At 51.1% G+C, this 18,846-nt stretch carries 20 protein-coding genes and 1 tRNA gene; 15 read left to right on the top strand and 6 right to left on the bottom strand.

Going from position 1 to position 18,846, the window contains the following annotated elements:
• Positions 1–776 precede the first annotated feature (776 nt).
• Complete coding sequence (locus WC593_03155) at positions 777–1,676, top strand: hypothetical protein (GenBank protein MFA4824135.1); 900 nt, start codon at positions 777–779, stop codon at positions 1,674–1,676.
• An 84-nt stretch (positions 1,677–1,760) separates the two neighbouring features.
• On the opposite strand, the gene WC593_03160 is transcribed toward WC593_03155, so the two are convergent.
• Positions 1,761–1,832, bottom strand: a tRNA-Gly gene (locus WC593_03160).
• 372 nt (positions 1,833–2,204) lie between these two features.
• On the opposite strand from WC593_03160, the gene WC593_03165 reads away from it, so the two are divergent.
• Both WC593_03165 and hemA read left to right on the top strand, forming a co-directional pair.
• The gene (locus WC593_03165; protein ID MFA4824136.1) at positions 2,205–2,831 is read left to right on the top strand and encodes a bifunctional precorrin-2 dehydrogenase/sirohydrochlorin ferrochelatase; all 627 of its coding nucleotides are present in this window, start codon (positions 2,205–2,207) and stop codon (positions 2,829–2,831) included.
• A complete protein-coding gene (gene hemA / locus WC593_03170) occupies positions 2,824–4,092 on the top strand; it encodes a glutamyl-tRNA reductase (GenBank protein ID MFA4824137.1) in 1,269 nt (422 codons plus the stop codon). The genes WC593_03165 and hemA overlap by 8 nt, the downstream gene beginning before the upstream one ends.
• A 122-nt stretch (positions 4,093–4,214) precedes the next feature.
• On the opposite strand, the gene WC593_03175 is transcribed toward hemA, so the two are convergent.
• On the bottom strand, positions 4,215–4,874 hold the full coding sequence (locus WC593_03175; protein ID MFA4824138.1) for a hypothetical protein: 660 nt from the start codon (positions 4,872–4,874) through the stop codon (positions 4,215–4,217).
• Positions 4,875–4,950: 76 nt separating this feature from the next.
• Positions 4,951–5,193 (bottom strand): DUF2769 domain-containing protein, encoded by a 243-nt coding sequence (locus WC593_03180; protein ID MFA4824139.1) that lies wholly within the window; start codon positions 5,191–5,193, stop codon positions 4,951–4,953.
• A gap of 98 nt (positions 5,194–5,291) precedes the next feature.
• On the opposite strand from WC593_03180, the gene WC593_03185 reads away from it, so the two are divergent.
• From WC593_03185 to WC593_03210, 6 genes are all read left to right on the top strand, one after another.
• The gene (locus tag WC593_03185; protein ID MFA4824140.1) at positions 5,292–6,023 is read left to right on the top strand and encodes a flavodoxin family protein; all 732 of its coding nucleotides are present in this window, start codon (positions 5,292–5,294) and stop codon (positions 6,021–6,023) included.
• 79 nt (positions 6,024–6,102) lie between these two features.
• Positions 6,103–7,083, top strand: coding sequence for a porphobilinogen synthase (gene hemB / locus WC593_03190; GenBank protein ID MFA4824141.1), 981 nt, complete (start codon positions 6,103–6,105; stop codon positions 7,081–7,083).
• The gene (locus tag WC593_03195; protein ID MFA4824142.1) at positions 7,073–8,320 is read left to right on the top strand and encodes a glutamate-1-semialdehyde 2,1-aminomutase; all 1,248 of its coding nucleotides are present in this window, start codon (positions 7,073–7,075) and stop codon (positions 8,318–8,320) included. Before hemB ends, WC593_03195 begins: the two co-directional genes overlap by 11 nt.
• Complete coding sequence (hemC, locus tag WC593_03200; protein MFA4824143.1) at positions 8,311–9,201, top strand: hydroxymethylbilane synthase; 891 nt, start codon at positions 8,311–8,313, stop codon at positions 9,199–9,201. The genes WC593_03195 and hemC overlap by 10 nt, the downstream gene beginning before the upstream one ends.
• Positions 9,191–9,949 carry a uroporphyrinogen-III C-methyltransferase gene (gene cobA, locus WC593_03205; GenBank protein MFA4824144.1) on the top strand — a complete coding sequence of 253 codons (759 nt, stop codon included), beginning with the start codon at positions 9,191–9,193 and terminating at the stop codon, positions 9,947–9,949. Before hemC ends, cobA begins: the two co-directional genes overlap by 11 nt.
• A gap of 6 nt (positions 9,950–9,955) precedes the next feature.
• Positions 9,956–10,399: a phosphate-starvation-inducible PsiE family protein gene (locus WC593_03210; GenBank protein ID MFA4824145.1), complete on the top strand. Its 444-nt coding sequence runs from the start codon at positions 9,956–9,958 to the stop codon at positions 10,397–10,399.
• A 207-nt stretch (positions 10,400–10,606) separates the two neighbouring features.
• Here WC593_03210 and WC593_03215 read toward each other — a convergent pair whose 3' ends face one another.
• Both WC593_03215 and WC593_03220 read right to left on the bottom strand, forming a co-directional pair.
• Positions 10,607–11,872 (bottom strand): NAD(P)/FAD-dependent oxidoreductase, encoded by a 1,266-nt coding sequence (locus WC593_03215; GenBank protein MFA4824146.1) that lies wholly within the window; start codon positions 11,870–11,872, stop codon positions 10,607–10,609.
• 186 nt (positions 11,873–12,058) lie between these two features.
• On the bottom strand, positions 12,059–12,343 hold the full coding sequence (locus WC593_03220) for a DUF1922 domain-containing protein (protein ID MFA4824147.1): 285 nt from the start codon (positions 12,341–12,343) through the stop codon (positions 12,059–12,061).
• A gap of 487 nt (positions 12,344–12,830) precedes the next feature.
• On the opposite strand from WC593_03220, the gene WC593_03225 reads away from it, so the two are divergent.
• Positions 12,831–13,580, top strand: coding sequence for a coenzyme F420-0:L-glutamate ligase (locus WC593_03225; protein ID MFA4824148.1), 750 nt, complete (start codon positions 12,831–12,833; stop codon positions 13,578–13,580).
• A 16-nt stretch (positions 13,581–13,596) separates the two neighbouring features.
• Here the strand turns inward: WC593_03225 and WC593_03230 are convergent, their stop codons facing one another.
• Positions 13,597–13,755 carry a preprotein translocase subunit Sec61beta gene (locus WC593_03230; GenBank protein MFA4824149.1) on the bottom strand — a complete coding sequence of 53 codons (159 nt, stop codon included), beginning with the start codon at positions 13,753–13,755 and terminating at the stop codon, positions 13,597–13,599.
• 45 nt (positions 13,756–13,800) lie between these two features.
• Here WC593_03230 and WC593_03235 point away from each other — a divergent pair, with 45 nt between their 5' ends.
• The 5 genes from WC593_03235 (at position 13,801) to WC593_03255 (ending at position 18,834) form a co-directional block, all read left to right on the top strand.
• The gene (locus tag WC593_03235) at positions 13,801–14,841 is read left to right on the top strand and encodes an amidohydrolase family protein (GenBank protein MFA4824150.1); all 1,041 of its coding nucleotides are present in this window, start codon (positions 13,801–13,803) and stop codon (positions 14,839–14,841) included.
• Between the two features lie 39 nt (positions 14,842–14,880).
• Positions 14,881–15,309 (top strand): universal stress protein, encoded by a 429-nt coding sequence (locus tag WC593_03240; protein ID MFA4824151.1) that lies wholly within the window; start codon positions 14,881–14,883, stop codon positions 15,307–15,309.
• Between the two features lie 5 nt (positions 15,310–15,314).
• A complete protein-coding gene (locus WC593_03245; protein MFA4824152.1) occupies positions 15,315–16,163 on the top strand; it encodes a CBS domain-containing protein in 849 nt (282 codons plus the stop codon).
• Between the two features lie 84 nt (positions 16,164–16,247).
• Positions 16,248–16,889 carry an archaeal proteasome endopeptidase complex subunit beta gene (gene psmB / locus WC593_03250; GenBank protein MFA4824153.1) on the top strand — a complete coding sequence of 214 codons (642 nt, stop codon included), beginning with the start codon at positions 16,248–16,250 and terminating at the stop codon, positions 16,887–16,889.
• Positions 16,890–16,914: 25 nt separating this feature from the next.
• Positions 16,915–18,834: a beta-CASP ribonuclease aCPSF1 gene (locus tag WC593_03255; GenBank protein MFA4824154.1), complete on the top strand. Its 1,920-nt coding sequence runs from the start codon at positions 16,915–16,917 to the stop codon at positions 18,832–18,834.
• The last annotated feature ends 12 nt before the right edge of the window (positions 18,835–18,846 follow it).

The following is an 18,846-nucleotide window of genomic DNA, read 5'->3' on the forward strand; positions in this document are numbered from 1 at the left end:
TTCTTGGTTTTTCCATACTCTGTTGGATACAGGATATCTTCACTTTTCACGATGTTTCGTGTATTCCATCTGTGATGGCAAATCGGTTTTTTCATTTTCATGATCATTTTGTACGCAGAAAATCCCTGGACCCGGTAACGCCCGGAGGGAGGAAGAGGGGGGGTCAGTGGAGGCACTTTGGTTTGTGGGGAACGGGGAAATATGAGCGGTTATCGTCGTATTTTTTCAGGATTGCCTACCAGGCCGGGCTGTTGTATTACAAAATGTCCCTCACTGACCCCCCCTTACCCCTTTTTTTGGGGGGCCAGATTTGTTGCATTTTTCAGAGGGGTTATGCCTTACTATTGTTGAGATGAGTGGATGGGGGGTCAGTGAGGGACAAATGCAATTTGCGGCGATCAGTTGTCCATATATTAGCGGAAATAAATCCGGGTCCTTGTTTTTATAATTGCGATGAACCCCGCCGCCCCCGAAGGGGCGCCCCCGCGGCGGTTTTGGGGACTGAAATGTTGAAACCGTATTGCCCCGCCGTGCCTCGGAGAGGCCCTGAGGCGGGGGAGAATCGTAACTGATGATTTTCATGGTTCGGAGTTATCCTCGCTCTTTAGTTCTTTTCATATCCATGCATGAAGTATGTAGATGATAAAATTATTCAGAAAAATCTGACGTAAAAATTGCGTAATTAAATTTTGCAATTTAATTTCTACGAATTAGATAATTATTTGAGTACAATAACCATCTATTTTTAATTATTATCATTAATTCGAGGTTGACGGATGGAACTTGATCATAAAATATTCATTATTATGCCATTTAGTGGAACAATACCTGAGCATTCTGAAGAATATTGGACAAATCATTATGAACACTTATTAAAACCAAGTATACAAGGACTTACAGATCTACCAATTGAAAGATCTAAAGCCGTTCGAACTGACATTTTAAGAGATATCATAAAAAATTTGATTGTTTCTCAAATAGTTTTAGCAGATATTACAGATTTAAATGCAAATGTAATGTGGGAATTAGGAGTTCGTCAATGTTTCAGGAATGGAACTATTGTAATTGCTGAAGAAGGGACGAACATTCCTTTTGATATTTCAATAAAAGGAATGATTAAATATCCAAAATTGACTTCAGATCCTCATTACCATAGTGAGATGAGTAGATTCAAAGATAATCTGAAAATCGCAATAGAGGATTGTATTAACAATCCAAATATAAATGATAGCCATGTTCTAGAAACAATTTCTGGAAGAGGGACAATTTTTGAAATAATCTCTCGAGATGAAACGATTAGGAAATTAGATGCATTAGTAAATGAATTGGAATCAAATGTCAAATTATGGCCAATATTGGTTGATCACATAAATACTAACCAACAGTATGCAAAGAATCCCCGTGGGGGAGGTGTATTTCTAACAAGCCGATTTCGAACACATTCTTTGGAATTGTTACTCACAACTCGTTATTTAATTCAAAATCCAGAATTTTATTCTCGTCTTCAAAATTATTTTGAGGATCTAGTCCGTTTGAATAGCCAAATTAATATTTGGCCGAATGATATCAAATCAACAACTGCTTGGTTTATGATTTTTCAGAATCAATTTAAAAATTTTGACGATATACTTAGTGAAATAAAAAACATTAAGGAGCAAATATTGGCACAATACTAGCAAAACTAATACTGAATATCTAGTAATGAAGAATGGATTTTTATAAAAGAGCCTCAGCTCTCTTCAACAACCCAACAAAAGAAGTGCGCCGACCGGGACTCGAACCCGGGTTTAGGCGTTGGCAACGCCTAGTGATAACCACTACACTATCGGCGCAGTGTGCTCTACAATGTGGGAATTCAAACAATTTAAGTATATCGAAGTGGGGAGCCCCGGATTCCGCTTTCTCCGGCGTGAGCAGAATATTTTTCAGGAACTCACTGCATCATTGCCCGCACAGAAATCCGCTTTCATGATTTTGGATGGCGAATTTGAATGGCGGAAAGCGAACCATTCAACATTTCCGTGAGCAGGTATATTGTTGCCGGATTAATTCTTAATTATGTTCCTGATGAGCGGTTGAACCGGAGTCCGGAAAAAATAAAAAAGTCCTGCCCGCGTTGACGAATATACTGCCCTTTCATGTTGAAAGAAATATGAGAACATAACGACAGGGTTTTTTCCTATAATAACTCTACCTAATACCAGATGATCCCTCTCTTTGTGGACTGCTCCCAACGGCGCATCGTCATCTTCGGAGGGGGAGATGTGGCTGCACGCAAGGCCGCATATTTTGCCGGTGTGGCTGAAGTGACCGTCATTAGCCGGTCGTTCCAGCAGAAAATTCTGGAGATTCCGGTAACCCGCAGGGAATGCGATGTCAGCACGGAAACCGACGCCTCGCTCGAAGCCCTGCTTGACGGGGCATTCCTTGTGATCGGGGCTCTGTCTGATCCCGCCCAGAACAACCGGATCGGGCGGCTTTGCAGGAAACGTGATATCCTGTTCAACAATGCCGATGGTGAGCCCGGCGATGTGATCTTACCCTCGGTTACCCGGGGTGCCGGTTACACGCTCGCCATCAGCACCAATGGCAGCAGCCCGGCCATCTCCCGGTTTATCCGGGAGCACCTGGAACAGGCATTTCCGGCACTGGATTCAATGATCGCCCTGCAGCAGCGCCTCCGTGCTGAATTAAAGCGTGCTGAACCCGATCAGGTGAAACGGAATGCGATTCTCCGGGAAGTGCTCAATGATGCATCGGTATGGACTGCCCTTTCAGCCGACACTTCAGACGCATGGGACGTGGTAAAGAAGAGGTATTTGCATGACTGATCAAAGCGGTATACCCATCGCCATCGCCGGTGTCAGCCACCATACCGCAAATGTAACCGCAATCGAAGCATTCCGGTTTGCGGACGAAGCAGAATTTCTCAAAGATGCATCGGCACGGTTCAAAGGTGTACTCCTGCTCCAGACCTGTAACCGGGTTGAAGTGATAGTGGAAGGGTCAGTAGACGAGCTGCGGGAATTTCTTACCGGGCTGGGAAGAAAAGGGTTCTTTGTCCATGAAGAAAAGGGAGCTTTACGCCATCTCTTTGCCTTAGCGTCCGGCATAGATTCGATGATTGTGGGAGAAGACCAGATCATCGGCCAGCTCAAAAAGGCCCTGTCAGATGCCCATGAGGCGCAGACCTCGAGCAGTTTCTTAGAGACCTGCATCAACAAGGCCGTGCATGTCGGTGTCGAGGTCCGGCAGCGCACCCTGATCAACCGGGGTTCCGTATCTGTGGGTTCGGCAGCCGTGCTTCTTGCCGAGGCAGAGATCGGCAGCCTTGCGGGAAAACACATCCTTGTCGTTGGCAGCGGCGAGATGGGGCTGCTTGTCGCACAGGCACTTGCGGCAAAGCACCTGACCGCCATGTACGTGGCAAACCGTACATACGGCCGGGCTGTTATCCTTGCAGACAAGATCGGTGGCAAAGCGGTGAAACTCTCGGAACTCTACCATTACATCACCCTTTCCGATGTGGTGATCTCCTGCACATCCGCCCCGCACCCGATCATTCACCGTAAGGATCTTGCCCATGCCATGAAGGACCGTTGCTGGCCCGTTGAAGGGCACCCCCGCCCGCTCATCCTGATCGATATCGCCCAGCCACGGGATGTCGAGGAAGGTGCAGAGACGATCGATGGCGTCCATCTCTTCACCATCGATAATCTCCGCAGCATCAACGAACAGACGATGAGCACACGGAAGGCAGAAGCCGACCGTGCCCATGCATTCGTTGAAGATGAACTTGAAATTTTCCTGCGCCACCTGCACCGGAAATCTGCCGATGATGCGCTGGCATCCCTTCACACGTGGGCAGAGACGGTACGCATACGGGAGCGCGACCGGGCAATCGCCCGCCTTACTCCGGCAGATCAGAAAACCGCAGATATTGTTGATGACCTTACCCGGGTGCTGGCAAAAAAACTACTTACGGACCTGACTTTTTCCATTCGTTCCAGTGCAGAAGAAGGGGATCTGGAAACCGTCGATGCGCTGGTAAAAGCGATCACGAAAGGCGACCGTATCGGCAACGAAAAATAAACCGGTAGACTGGGAAAAATACTTTTTCGCGGGGGAGCCGCCATCTGAAAAGGGGCTTTTGCTATTTCCGATTGAAATGGTGGAATACCCAAAAAAGGTGATGAAAAAAAAGTTTTTGCCTTTCAGGGAATCTTTGCATAGGCCCTTTCGCTCAGGCTGAGCAGCAATGCCGTGTCGGGTGAAGGTCCTGACAATTTTACCACTTCAAATGCATTCCCCTTCGAGAATATGATCTCGGAAAAATTCATTTTTACGGTGGCCGGGGCAATCGGGGTGTCCAGGTCGGCAGTCATCGGATTGCTCTCACGGTTCCCGCCGGCATTCTGCTCCACGTAGGTCCCGGAAAATCCCCGGGCCTGTGTTCCCAGTTTAGGGACGGCAATGCGGGTGTAGGCAAAACCCGTGTCAGACTGACCCTGCTGTTCTGAATACGCGATCACATCGGGCATCTTCTGGGCCGGGTAGAGGGCGATGGAGTGAATGATCTCGTACCCGCCCGCCCCGTTCTGCGGAGGGCTGGTATATCTTGCCACGTACCCGCCCTGCCAGCCCAGGTCAAGGGCAAGCTGACTCATTTCTGATGGTTTCTTTGTCCTGCTTTCAGCGAGGGTAAATCCCTGCGGTATATCGGAGGGTGTGAGACCCAGGGATGCCGGATCAATAACCGCTGATGATCCAGTACCCGGAGCAACAGTCACCTGCGAAGCCGGCTGGGTACACCCGGCACAAAATAATAGAGCACAGAGAATCAGGAGAACAAAGAGATTGCGGGATATCTGCATGATTATGCATTTCCCTGACCGGCATAAAAAACAGGATGATTTACGATTGCAGCGCCAGGCAGCATGACTGACTCCGTCATTTCTGTTCCGTTTCAGTACCTTTGATGCAATAATATGCCTTTTTTAAGCCGAGAATTGTCGTTACCGGGCAGCCGGGGCAGAGGCACCCCTTCCTCTCAAAGATGCAGTCAGCGCTTTTTCCCGTCACGCAGAACAGCAGTGCAGGGCCCGCCCGCATGCACTCGGTGTACGAGGGGCAGGGTTCACAGATACACTTTTTCTTGTTTTCCTCAATGATCGTTTTGACATTCTCATTCATCGTGCACATCCCGGTTACGTGATTCGCAGGTTCCCGTTTGCCATCACGCAGGCAAACAAACCAACAAATAGATAATCAGGACTAAGGATTATTAATTCATGCCTGCGCCACTGGTTGGAAGGAAATTCGGTCTCAATATCATCCCCGTCCCGGACATGAATGCCTGCCGGCAGATCAAAGTTCTGGGACTGTCGGGTTCGAGCCGGCAGCAGCCGGGAATGAGCAAATCGGAGCGTCTTCTCCTGCGGGCACTTGACCTGTACAAAGGTAATGGATGTGAGACACAATTTCTGCGGCTCAAGGATCTGGTCATCCATGATTGCGAGGGGAACTATTCCGAGAACCCGGATTACTGCACCTACCCGTGCCAGAGCTCGATAAAGTACGATGATGACCAGATGCAGGTAGTCTACGATGCCGTGCTTGCCTGTGACATCCTGATCCTTGCCACCCCGATCCGGTGGAACAATCATTCTGCGCTGGTCCAGAAATTTGTGGAGCGGATGAACTGTATTGAGAACCAGTTCTCGTGGTTCGGCAGGCGCATGATCACGAACAAGGTCGCCGCTCTCATCATCATCGGGCATGTGGACGGTATCCAGCACGTAGCCGGCAATCTCCTGAATTTTGTGTCGTGGCTTGGATTTCATACCCCGGAAGTTGCCATTGCATCCTGGGTGGGGGAGAATGACGAAGACACGACAAAAGACTGGGGATTGATCGAGAATAACAAATACACGCAGGAAGACCTGCAGAACATGGCCAACAGTGCGCTCCGCCTTGCCTGCGCTCTCAAGAGTCATACTGTTGAAAAGACCGGCGATGCATGACGGTGAATAAAGTAATCATAAATACCATTGGTTTTTAAAACTGTAATCCATAAGCAAGAGCAGGAGGCCCGCTTCCAGTATGTTTCCCCAGCGACGGATGAGAAGAACACGTACACGGCATATCCAGCCGCTCCTGCGTGAGACAAGCCTGACAAAGAACGATCTTATCGCTCCCCTTTTTGTCAATGAAACGATCAGTTCCCCCCGGCCGATCGATGCGATGCCCGGCCAGTTCAACTATCCCATCGACGGGATTGCTGAAGTTGCCGCGGACCTGTGGAAACGCGGGATACGCGCTGTACTGCTCTTTGGTATCCCGCTGGAGAAAGATCCGGAAGCGTGCTCGGCTCACGATCCCGAAGGGGTTGTACAGCAGGCAGTCCGCAGGATCAAAGCAGAAGTGCCGGGAATGGTTGTCATCACCGATGTCTGTGCCTGCGAATATACCGATCACGGGCATTGCGGGATTGTCGGGGAGGGCCGGAATGGCCTGGACCTGTTGAACGATCCCTCGCTCGAACTGATGAACCGGATCGCGTGCAGTCATGCTGAGAGCGGGGCAGATATTATTGCACCCTCCTGCATGCTTGACGGCATGGTGGGATCGTTGCGTGCAGCGCTTGACGACGCAGGGTTTGAAGATGTGCTGATCATGTCCTATTCAACCAAGTTTGCCTCTGCACTCTACGGGCCGTTCCGTGAAGCGGCAGGCTCCGGGTTTTCGTTTGGTGACCGCTCCACTTACCAGATCCATTACGGCAACAGCCGGGAAGCGATCCTGGAATCCCAGATGGATGCGGATGAGGGGGCTGACATCCTCATGGTAAAACCCGCGGGATTCTATCTCGACATCCTTGCAGAAGTAGCAGGACTCGGCCTGCCGGTTGCTGCCTACCAGGTCAGCGGTGAATACTCCATGATCAAATGCGCAGCCGAGCGAGGGTGGTTAAAGGAAAAAGAGACGGTGCTGGAGAGCCTGACCTGCATCAAGCGTGCGGGAGCAGACCTCATCATTACCTATTTTGCGGCAGATGTTGCCGGGTGGCTCGATGAAAAATAACAGCAGTGACTTGTTCGCAATCGCAAAGACCCTGATGCCCGGGGGTGTCAGCAGCCCGGTACGGGCAATAAAACCGTACCCGTTTTATACCGCCCATGCAAGCGGTTCGCACCTGACAACCGTTGATGGCGATACCCTGCTCGACTGTTGTATGGCGTACGGCCCGCTCCTTCTCGGGCATGCGGCCCCGCAGGTCCGGCAGGCTGTAGAGGCACAGCTGGATTACGGGTGGCTGTACGGTACCCCTTCACCGCTCGAACCCGAATTTGCGAAGATGATTACCGGCGATCACCCGGGCATGGACATGGTGCGGTTTGTGTCGAGCGGCTCGGAAGCCACGATGGCCGCCATCCGGCTCGCACGCGGGTTCACCGGCAAAAAAGACATCGTGAAGATCGAGGGCGGGTTTCACGGTGCCCACGATGCCGTGCTCGTCAAGGCGGGATCCGGTGCAACCACGATGGGGGTCCCGGATTCCGCCGGGGTTCTTGCCGATCTCGTGAAGCACACCCGGCAGGTGCCCTACAATGATCCCGAAGGTCTCGAATCTCTGCTCACCGCTCATACCGATGTCGCAGCACTCATCATCGAGCCGGTGCTCGGCAACATAGGACCGATCCTGCCCGGGAAAAATTATCTCGGGGATGTCCGGGAGATCACAAAAGCACATGATGTTCTGCTGATCTTCGATGAAGTGATCACCGGCTACCGCCTTGGCATTGGCGGGGCTCAGGTAATGTATGGCGTCCGGCCGGACCTTACTACACTCGGCAAAATTATTGGCGGCGGGCTTCCCATTGGTGCGTTTGGCGGGCGGCGCGATATCATGCAGCTCGTTGCTCCGCAGGGCCCGGTATACCAGGCCGGAACCTTTTCCGGAAATCCGCTCTCGCTTTCTGCCGGTATCGCCACGCTCAATTACCTCCATGATAATCGCATACTCTATGACGAGCTGGATGCAAAAACGCGTGCGCTCGAAGAGTCGCTGAAAAGTAACCACGACGGTTCGTTTGTCCGGCTCGGTTCAATGTTCAAGTATTTCTTCCGCAATAAACCCCCGAAAAATTACCGCGAGGTCAAGGAGTGCAACACTGATGCGTTTGGCAGGTGCTGGAAACGGATGCTGGATGCCGGTATCTTCCTCCCCCCCTCCCAGTTTGAAACCAACTTTATTTCAACAGCGCACAGCGATCAGGATCTGACAACTCTCTCACAGGCGTACGCAAAATGTCGATAAAGATTGGAACCCGTGGCAGCAAACTGGCACTCGCACAGACCGAGATGGTCATGAAAAAACTCTCTGCGCTTGGCATCCCCTCCGAAAAGCACATCATCACCACGCAGGGAGATACAACCACCCAGGTTCCGCTGCATGCGATTGGCGGACAGGGCGTCTTTGTCCGGGCACTTGACGATGCGATCCTTGCCGGTCAGATCGATTGTGCTGTACACAGTATGAAAGATATTCCCGCGTACCGTCCCCACGGGCTTTTTACCGCTGCAGTGCTCAAACGCGATTCCCCGGCGGATTATATTGCCCATAACGGCCCGCTGGGTAACGTGAAAATTCTTGGCACTTCAAGCACCCGGAGGCGTGCCCAGCTGCTTCGGCACGACCCGGATCTCACGATAAAAGATCTCCGGGGCAATGTCGATACCCGAATCCGGAAGCTGAATGAAGGAGAATATGACGCGATCATCCTTGCCGAAGCAGGGCTGACCCGGCTGGGCATCCGGCTTCCCGGTGAACGATTTCCTCCGGAGAAATTTGTCCCGTCCCCGAACCAGGGCACCATCGCGGTCGTGAGCCGGGCAGATCCCTCGCTTATGGAAGTGCTCTCGGCACTCGATCACCCGCAGACACGAACCGATGTGCTGATAGAACGGGCAGTGATGGAACAGCTGGGCGGGGGATGCTTCACACCGCTCGGGATCTATTGCCGGGCCGGTCATCTCATCGCCGAAGTGCTGTCGCTGGACGGGACTCGCACGGAACGGATAGAAACGGATGTGACAACCATTGAGCAGGCACGGGAGCAGGGCAGGGTGCTCAAAGGCAGGGCACAGGCTTTGATCGATGAAGCCTATACACAACTGGGGTTATGCAATGAAGGGTAAAGTCTATCTGGTGGGCTCCGGCCCCGGTGGCGAAAGCCTGCTCACGCAGCGGGCCCGGAATGTGATCGATGCTGCGGATGTTGTGCTGTTCGACCAGCTCCCGGGTGAAGAGATCCTTGCATCCCTGCCTGCCCGTGCTGAGAAGATCGACTGCGGCAAGTACGGCGGAAAGCATACGCTGGAACAGGACGAGATCGAGGCTCTTGTCGTGGACCGGGCAAAAGCGGGAAAGACCGTAGTCCGGCTGAAAGGCGGCGATCCATTCCTGTTCGGTCGTGGCGGCGAGGAACTCGAGACGGTCCGGGCTGCCGGTATCGATGTCGAGATGGTCCCGGGGATCTCCAGTGCCCTTGCGGTTCCGGCATCCGTGGGAATCCCGCTCACGCACCGGAAGTACGCCTCGCAGGTCACCATCCTGACCGGCAACGAAGACCCGACCAAGCCCGAGCCGGCCCTTGACTGGAAACTCCTTGCCCGGAGCCGGGGAACGATTGTAATCCTGATGGGCGTTGCCAATCTTGGCAAGATTGCCGCGGTCCTCATGCAGAACGGCAAATCTCCGGACATGCCGGTTGCGATCATCGAACGCGGCCTACGGAAAGACCGGCGGGTGACCACCGGGTCGCTGGCAGCCATTGCCGATGCGGCAAAAAAGGCGGGTGTCAAACCTCCGGCCGTGATCGTAATTGGCGATGTGGTGAAGTTATATAATCCGGCAAACCCGGATCTGATACCTGTGGAAGAGTGATTATCCATGATTGAGATTGTCAATAAATTCGAAAAAAGCATTTACGCGGTGCTCATGCTCCTGCTGATGGTTGTTCTCATCGCAGCTCTTTTTGAGCTTATCAATGCCATGTACATAACGCTCTGGCTTGAAACCCGATATCTCCTTATTCCCTCTGAAATGATCGCGGTACTCGGGGGGTTCCTGCTGGTGCTGATCGGTGTCGAACTGCTGGATACCATCAAAGCATACTTTATCGAAAATGTCATCCACGTAGAGATTATTATCCTGCTGGCCATTATCGCCATGGCACGAAAAGTGATCCTCCTGGACCCCTCGTCTACAGATCCCTTTGGGTTTGGGTTTGAACTGATGGGCATCGGTGTGATTGTTGTGGGTCTTGGTGCGGGGTATTACCTGATCAAGAAAGCGGGTTCATTGAGTTATCCGGTCGTAAAGAAACCTGAATAATATTTTCAGGATACATTTTTTCATCTTTTTTCCGGCAGTGAGTGTACGTATTATTTCCTTCAGCATCGGGTCCGGGATTCGCAATCGGTAAAAGCGTAATACAGGTGAAACACCCGGTCCGGGAGAAAACCGTGTAATTTAGTCGCGATTAAATCGCGCCGGTTTTTCAGTCATAGCCAAGACCCCACAAATGAAAAGAACCCCGGTTTAAGTGGGGGGTGATTCTCCCGATGCCCCTCTCTTCTCCGCATGCCGTTTCCGGATACCCTGCGCCGCAAGGTAACCGGTCGAGAATGCGGCCTGTAAATTATAACCCCCGGTATCGCCATCGATATCCAGCACCTCTCCGGCAAAATACAGGTTGGGAACACTGTTCGATTCCAGGGTTTTCATGTTCACGCCATCGAGCGCCACTCCGCCCCGGGTTACCATCGCCACAGCAAAACCTCCCGGTGCGGTAACGGTCATGGGAAATTCTGTGCAGTTCGTGACCAGTCGCGATCGCAGTTCTGCGGAAAAATGATTACACTTCAGATCATCAGGGATATCTGAAATCTTCAGGAGTTTCCGGTTGAGACGCTCCGGGATCGGGTATCCCGCAAGTATCGTGCTGACCTGCCAGGTCCTGTTTTCCTGCACACGGCGGCTGAGATCCGCAGTGAACTCCTCGCGCTTCATCGCTCCCACAAACGAGAGTTTGATCACGTCATCCGGCTGGATGTTCCGCGATGCATCGAGAATCCCGGGGCCGGATACGCCAAGGTGCGTAAAAAGGACGTCTCCTTTGAACTCTCCAGCCTTTTTCCCGGCCCGCCAGACCGTAAACGGCATATTTTCAAACGAGATGCCGGCAAGAGCAGCAAAGGGAAAATTCCGGATCAGGAGCGGTGTGAGGGCAGGTGCAGTATCCGTAACCGGTTGTCCCAGCGATGTACTTAACCGGTACCCGTCGCCGGTCGAACCCGTCTTTGGATAGGATGATCCCCCGGTCGTGATCACGACAACGGTAGAACGATAGGTTGCACGGGAAGATACAATTTCAAACCTTTCTGTATCGCGGGTGATTCCCGTAACCGGTTCACTGCACCGTATCTCAACTCCCCTCGCTGCACATTCTTTAAGAAGGATCGCCAGCACATCTGCGGATTGCCGGGTTTCAGGGAAGATTTTGCCATTCTCTTCAGTCATCATGGGGAGACCTTTGTTCTCAAAAAATGCAATGAGTGCTTTATTCGTAAACGAAAAGAGTGCAGGTTTCAACCATTTCCCGTGATCGCCATAATGGGACAGTAAATCCCGCATCTCACCGGTATGGGTAATATTACATTGGCCGGATCCTGAAAGCAGGAGTTTTTTCCCCGGCTCATCCATCTTTTCCAGAAGAAGGATCCTGCACCCGGGTGCTGCTGCGTGAATTGCACAAAAAAGCCCGGCAGGTCCTGCACCAATCACGGTAAGGTCATACTGCTCCATCACACTCATCCTCCATAATAGTGCCACCCGCGTACATCTTGAAGTATCGCAGGGCCGGGTATCCGGGAATTTCTCATTTCCTTGCGATCCATCTCCGACTATTTTATTCGGCACCAATGATCAGCGGGACAATTTTGTACCTGTTATTCATCACCTCATCTGAATGTATAAAAAAAGAATCGTGTATTAGTGGGCGTGATGGTTTTTAACCCGTTTTCGCAGCGCCTCGGTATAATGGTGGCGGAGCTCGGCAGTTTCTTCGGGAGTGAAATCCTTTTTCTTTGTTGAGTGGAGGTGCTTTTGCATCTGTTTAACAATATGTTCGGCCTCGTGGAAATCCTGTACCTCAAGGTACGCGGGTGTCTTTACCACTTCATGCGCATGCCCGCACTGGGGACAGAGTTTCCATTTCTGGAAATGGTCCACGTACGTAAAGGTACTGCAGGATGGGCACCGGATGACGAGGTACATGGTAATGAGGTGATGTGCGTTATCCTCTTAAAAATATATCGGCGCTTTTTTATCCGTGTCGGTTAAAAAAAACGGTGTCATACTGAAATGACGGCATTTTTCACTTCAACAGAAAATGAGAACATTTCGTAATAATGGGAAAATCAGGATTCTGGCGGTTATTCTCCCATGCAATATACTTATAATTCTCCCACCCAAGATGGGGTCGCTCGGCCGTCTTGTTGAGGCCTCACTGGGCATGAAGGTTTATCCTGCTCTTTCGTTCATGAAGTATCGAGCAGTCAGGGATTGATAAAAAATTCTAAGTGATACACCTTAATCAATTGAATCGCTGCGGAGACGCCCCATAGGGGGCGGCGGCAGATATCCTCATTGGGAGTATGGGGGTATCAGCCCCCATCAATGAAACGATACATGGATTTCTTAAAAAAACCGGGACACGAAACGAAACTCCTATATCGTCATTTCATCCCATAGAGCTGTTACTATGAAAAATATTCAGGTCATGGGCGTGCAGGGGCTTCCTCTCATCCATGCGGGCGACGATATTGCTGCAATGATCTGCCAACGCATGCCATTGCAGGATGGAGATATCCTGTGCATTGCATCGACAATCTATTCAAAGGCAAAAGGACACACACAAAAACTCTCATCAATTGTCCCTTCAAAAAGAGCTGAGCGACTGGGGAAGCTGAATGGGGAAGATCCCCGTTTTGTCCAGGCAGTCCTGGATGCATCTGCAGATATCATCATGGAGCACCCGTTTATCCTCTCCGAACTTGCGTTCGGTCATATCGGGGTCCGGGCCGGTGTCGACCAGAGCAATATTGAAGATGGCATGGTTATTTTTCTGCCGCCGGATCCGATGAAAGCGTCCCAGGAAATCCGCGACGAGATACAGGCAATCTGCGGCAAGGATGTCGGCATTATCATAACCGACACCTGCGGGCGCTCATTCCGTCGCGGCCAGACCGGTCATGCGATAGGGTGGTGTGGTTTTACTGCAATCCGGGATTTCCGGGGCGACACGGATCTGTTCGGGCATGTGCTCAAGATTACCGAAGAGGCTGTTGCAGATGAGATCGCAGGTTTTGCCAATTTCGTGATGGGCGAGAGCAACAATGGTGTTCCGGCCGTTGTCTTCCGCAACTGTCCGAAATGGACAGGTCATGACAACCTGTATTTCCGGAGTGATGAGGATATCACCAAAAAAATGTTGAAAAAGGAATGGTCTTAATTTTTGTTCGGGTTCATTAGTAGATATAGTTCATAATCATGATAATAATTCCAATCCCTGCTGACACACCCATAACGATGAGAGGATCGATATGAATTGCCCGCCGGTCTTCGCTCTCATAATAGTTAACGAGACCTGCTGATGATAATAATCTTCCACCTTGCTTCTTTGCCATGCAAATATATTTCGTTTGTGGATATATAAAGGAGAGTTACGGCGTATGAAAAAAACCCTTCAGCAGATCTCCGGACAAGCGCTGGTTGGCGACGAGCTCACGCTGGCTCCCGTCGACATTATCATAGAAAACGGTCTTATCACGGCAATTGAGGAAAATGCCCGTGCGCCAGAATGCTGGATCTGTCCGGCCTTATTCAATGCACATACGCACCTGGGCGATACGGTGGCCATGGATTGTGGTGCAACCGGGGATCTCACGGCTCTCGTTACTCCCCCGCATGGGCTGAAGCATACCCTGCTTGCCGCAGCGTCCCGAAACGATCTTATCCGGGGAATGCGGGCAAGTATGCAGGGAATGATTGAAGGAGGAGTTGCCGGCTGTGCTGATTTTCGTGAGGGGGGTCCGGAAGGGGTTACTGCACTCAAAGAAGCTGCAACCGGGCTCTCGTTCCTCCCGATAATCTTTGGACGTGAGGGCGGGGAGAATGGTGCGGATGGATTGGGAATCAGTAGCGTTCGTGATATAAAAGATGCAGAACACCAGGTAAAAGAGGCAAGACTGCGGGGAAAAAAGATTGCATTTCATGCCGGAGAGCGGGATTCCGGTGATGTCGATGCGGCACTGGCATTTGAGCCGGATCTGATCATCCATGCCACGCATGCAACAAAACGCCAGCTCCGCCAGTGTGCGGACCGGGAAATTCCTATTGCGGTCTGCCCGCGATCAAACTGGATCCTGGGGGTGGCAACAACTGCACAGAAACCTCCTTTACGACAGATGCAGGAACTCGGCTGTACTCTTTACCTTGGTACGGACAATGTCATGTTCGTCCACCCGGATATGTTCTCTGAAATGGCGTTTGTTTCAACCATTTATGGCATGGATCCCAAAAACCTGCTTCGTTCAGCAGTACAGGGTTCGGCGCTAACGGGGTCATCTTTTTTTATCCGGAAAGGGGCACGGGCAAATCTTATGCTGATCGACCCGACCCGCTCTGCGCTGCATTTCAGCCGCGATCCGGTCGCATCTATCACAAAAAGAGCCCCCGGCTGCCATATTGTCCATAACGTTTTAAATTTGTAAACTCAAATAAAAAGGGAATGTTTGTTTTGGGTGATTCCGGTGTTTACTAATATTCTCGTTGCAATAGATGGCTCTGAAGTGAGCGATCGGGCATTGGCCCGGGCTGTTGATGAGGCACGAATCTGGAATGCAAAGATTCATGCGATTTATGTGGTAGAGACGGGGCTTTTTTCCTCCCTTCCGAACGATAATACTGTGGAGATAATGTACCGTGTTCTTGAAAAAGAAGGACAGGATAAACTTGCTTCAGCAAAAGCATTTGCCGCAACACAGGGCGTTTCCCTTACCACGCATATGAAACAGGGTCACGCCGGCAGTGAGGTGGTAACCCTTGCAGAACGGGAAAAATGCGATATCATCGTTGTTGGATCCCATGGCAAGAGTAATGCTGATAAGCTGCTCATCGGCAGTGTCAGCTCATTTGTTGTTTCCCATAGCTCAATCGCAACTCTGGTGGTGAGATCATAACTGAAATGCTTGTCAAAGACTACATGACTTCAGACGTTGTCCATGTTGAGATTCCTGGCAACCGCGATGATGTATTAAAAATTTTAAAGCGCACGGGGATTTCCGGTGTACCGGTCATCAAGAACAAGAAGATCGTCGGTATCATAACAAGAAAAGATCTGCTGCGAAAACCCGAAGAGACCCAGCTGGGGCTTCTCATGACGGCAAAGCCTATCAGTATCGAACCCGATGCAAATATCCGTCAGGCTGCACATCTTCTCGTCAAGCACCGTATCCGGAGACTGCCGGTGGTTGAGGATGGTCACCTGATCGGTCTTCTTTCGGTATCCGATCTCATTCATGCAATCGCCCAGATGAAGATCAAGGATGAGATCAAGACTGCCTACACGAGCACGACATTTGCTCTCTGGGAAGAGACACCGCTCCCGGTTGTCGGAAGAATCATGGAAATCTCCGGAGTCGACGCAATCCCCATCCTTGATAATGAAAACAAACTGCAGGGTATCATTTCGGAACGCGATCTCATAAGGAGTTCCAGTATTGAAGATTCCGTTGGCGTGAGTGATTTCTCAAATGGGACCGATGACGATGAATGGACCTGGGAGAGTATACGGGACAACCACACGATCAGTTTCGGCATATCAAAAGTCCAGCTTCCCAACCGTCCGGTAAAACTGGCAATGGTCAAGAATGTGGTTGCCGTTCCGCACAACGCCGAAGTCAGCGAATGTGCCCTGAAGATGCGCAGGGCAAGAGTGGATCAGTTACCCGTTATTAACGGAGATAAACACCTTGTCGCCATGCTCTTTGATCGGGAACTTATCCGGGCCCTCTGTAGTGAAGGGTCTGAATAAAAACCTTTAAATTTACAAATATCATCTAATACCTTACAGCGCTTTTAAAGAATTTTAGCGTTAATTTGTTTTTGGGGTGTTACTATGCCTGAACAGTTACAGGAGTCCATGAAGGGAACAACAACCATCGGCATCGTTTTTAAAGATGGCGTGATCCTTGCAACCGAGAAACGGGCGACCATGGGCTACATGATCGCAAGCAAGAAAGCAAAAAAAGTGTACAAGGTGGCAGACCGGATCGGTATGACCACTGCCGGCGGTGTCGGGGATGCCCAGCAGCTCGCCCGTATCCTTACCGTTGAATGCAATCTCTACCAGATCCGGAGGTCGCGTTCAATCACGGTCGGAGCTTCAGCCACATTGCTCTCGAATTATTTAAACCAGAACCGGTACTTCCCGTACTACGTCCAGCTCCTTGTCGGGGGTATTGATGAGAACGGGCCCAGTGTATACTCCGTAGATGCAATGGGTGGCGCAACCAAGGAAGAAGAGATTGTTGCAACCGGCTCCGGCTCTCCCATGGCATACGGGGTTCTCGAAGACCGGTTCCGCAAGGATATGAATGAAGATGAAGCGATTGATATTGCAATACGTGCGCTGAAATCTGCCATGAAACGCGATGCAGGATCCGGAGAAGGTATCCATGTCGTCGTTATTACAAAAGATAAATACCAGGAAATGGGAGAAGATTCACTTCAAAAATATCTTGTAAAATCTCCCGCATAAAACTTTTTTTAGGATGTTAATTATTATGTTAATTGAAGAACGGCTCAAAGAGCTAAAAGACAAGATCAATGAAAAGGTGCCCCACGGCATCACGGTGACGCAGGTAGAATTCGAAGGCCCCGAGCTGGTCATCTATACCGATGACCCGAAGCGGTTTGCTGACGAAGCAGACTTGATCAAGATCCTTGCACGGGATTTACGCAAACGGATCGTTGTCAGGCCAACGATTTTAGAAGATCCCGAAAAAGCATACAATGAGATTAAGGCTGTGGTCCCGGATACCGCCGGTATTACCGATATCTTTTTTGATCCTGATACGGGTGAAGTGCTGATTGAGGCAGAAAAACCCGGGGTTGTAATCGGTAAGAACGGTACCACACTCCGCGATATCACCCGCCATATCGGCTGGACCCCAAAAGTGGTGCGGACTCCTCCCATTGAGAGTTCAACCGTAAAGCAGATCCGACAGTACCTCCGTTCCACAAACGAAGAACGTAAAGCATTCCTGCGCACTATTGGTCGCCGGATTCACCGGGATATTCCCGGTAAAGATGATACCAGCAAGGATGCCCTCAAACGGGATCACTGGGCACGCGTGACCACGCTCGGCTGCTGCCGCGAAGTCGGCCGGGCCGCATTCCTGCTCACCACGCCCAATAGCCGGATACTGATCGATTGCGGCGAAAAGCCGGACAACCAGGGAGGTACGCCATACCTCTATGTCCCGGAGATTCACCCGCTTGCCCAGCTCGACGCGGTTGTTCTCACCCATGCCCATCTCGATCATTGTGCCCTGGTGCCCCTCCTCTACAAGTACGGGTACGAAGGCCCGGTCTATTCCACCCCCCCGACCCGTGATCTCTCGGCGATGCTCCAGCTGGACTATCTCGATGTGATTCACAAGGAAGACCGGAAGGTTCCCTATTCATCCAACGAAGTCAAGACCTATATCCGGCATTCCATTACGCTCAATTATGGCAGTGTCACCGATATTGCACCGGATATCAAACTCACCTTCCATAATGCCGGCCATATCCTCGGTTCAGCCATTGCACACTTTCATGTCGGCGATGGCATGTACAACATCGCCTTCACCGGGGACTTCAATTATGCCAAGAGCCGTCTCTTCAATCCGGCCGTCAACCAGTTCCCCCGTCTCGAAGCACTCTTCATGGAGAGCACGTATGGCGGCAGCAATGATTTCCAGCAGCCCCGGACCGATGCCGAGGCAAAGTTGTACGAGACCATCAACGCCGTCCTCTCGCGGGGGGGCAAGGTCATCATCCCGGCCTTCTCGGTCGGACGTTCCCAGGAGGTCATGCTGGCACTTGAGGAAGGTATGCGCCTTGACAAGATCCCAAAGGTAAAGATCTATCTGGATGGGATGATCCGTGAAGCAACCGCTATCCACACCTGCTATCCTGAGTACCTTAACACGGAACTCCGGAACCTGATCTTCCGCGAGGGCATGAACCCATTCCTTGCCGAATGCTTCCAGCAGGTGGACTCGCAGGAACTCCGGGAAAAAGTCATTAACGGTGATCCCTGCGTGATCATCACAACCAGTGGTATGCTCAACGGCGGCCCCGTAATGGAATATCTCTTAAACCTTGCACAGGATGAGAAGAACGCCCTCATTTTTGTCGGGTACCAGGCCGACGGTACGTATGGGCGGCGGATCCAGAAAGGCTGGCGCGAGGTGCCGATGGGACGAAAAGGGACCATTACTATCAACTTAGAGATTGTCACGGTTGACGGTTTCTCCGGTCACTCGGATCGCCGGCAGCTGATGAATTATATCGGGCAGATCCAGCCCCGTCCCGAGAAAATTTTCTGCATCCACGGGGATGAAAACAACACCATCGATCTTGCAAGTTCCATCTACAAGCGGTACCATATCGAGACGCACTCCCCCATGAACCTTGAGACATACCGCATGGTCTAGTCTATAGGCAAC

The organism is Methanoregula sp. (assembly GCA_041645435.1).
In the GTDB taxonomy this organism is placed as follows: domain Archaea; phylum Halobacteriota; class Methanomicrobia; order Methanomicrobiales; family Methanospirillaceae; genus Methanoregula.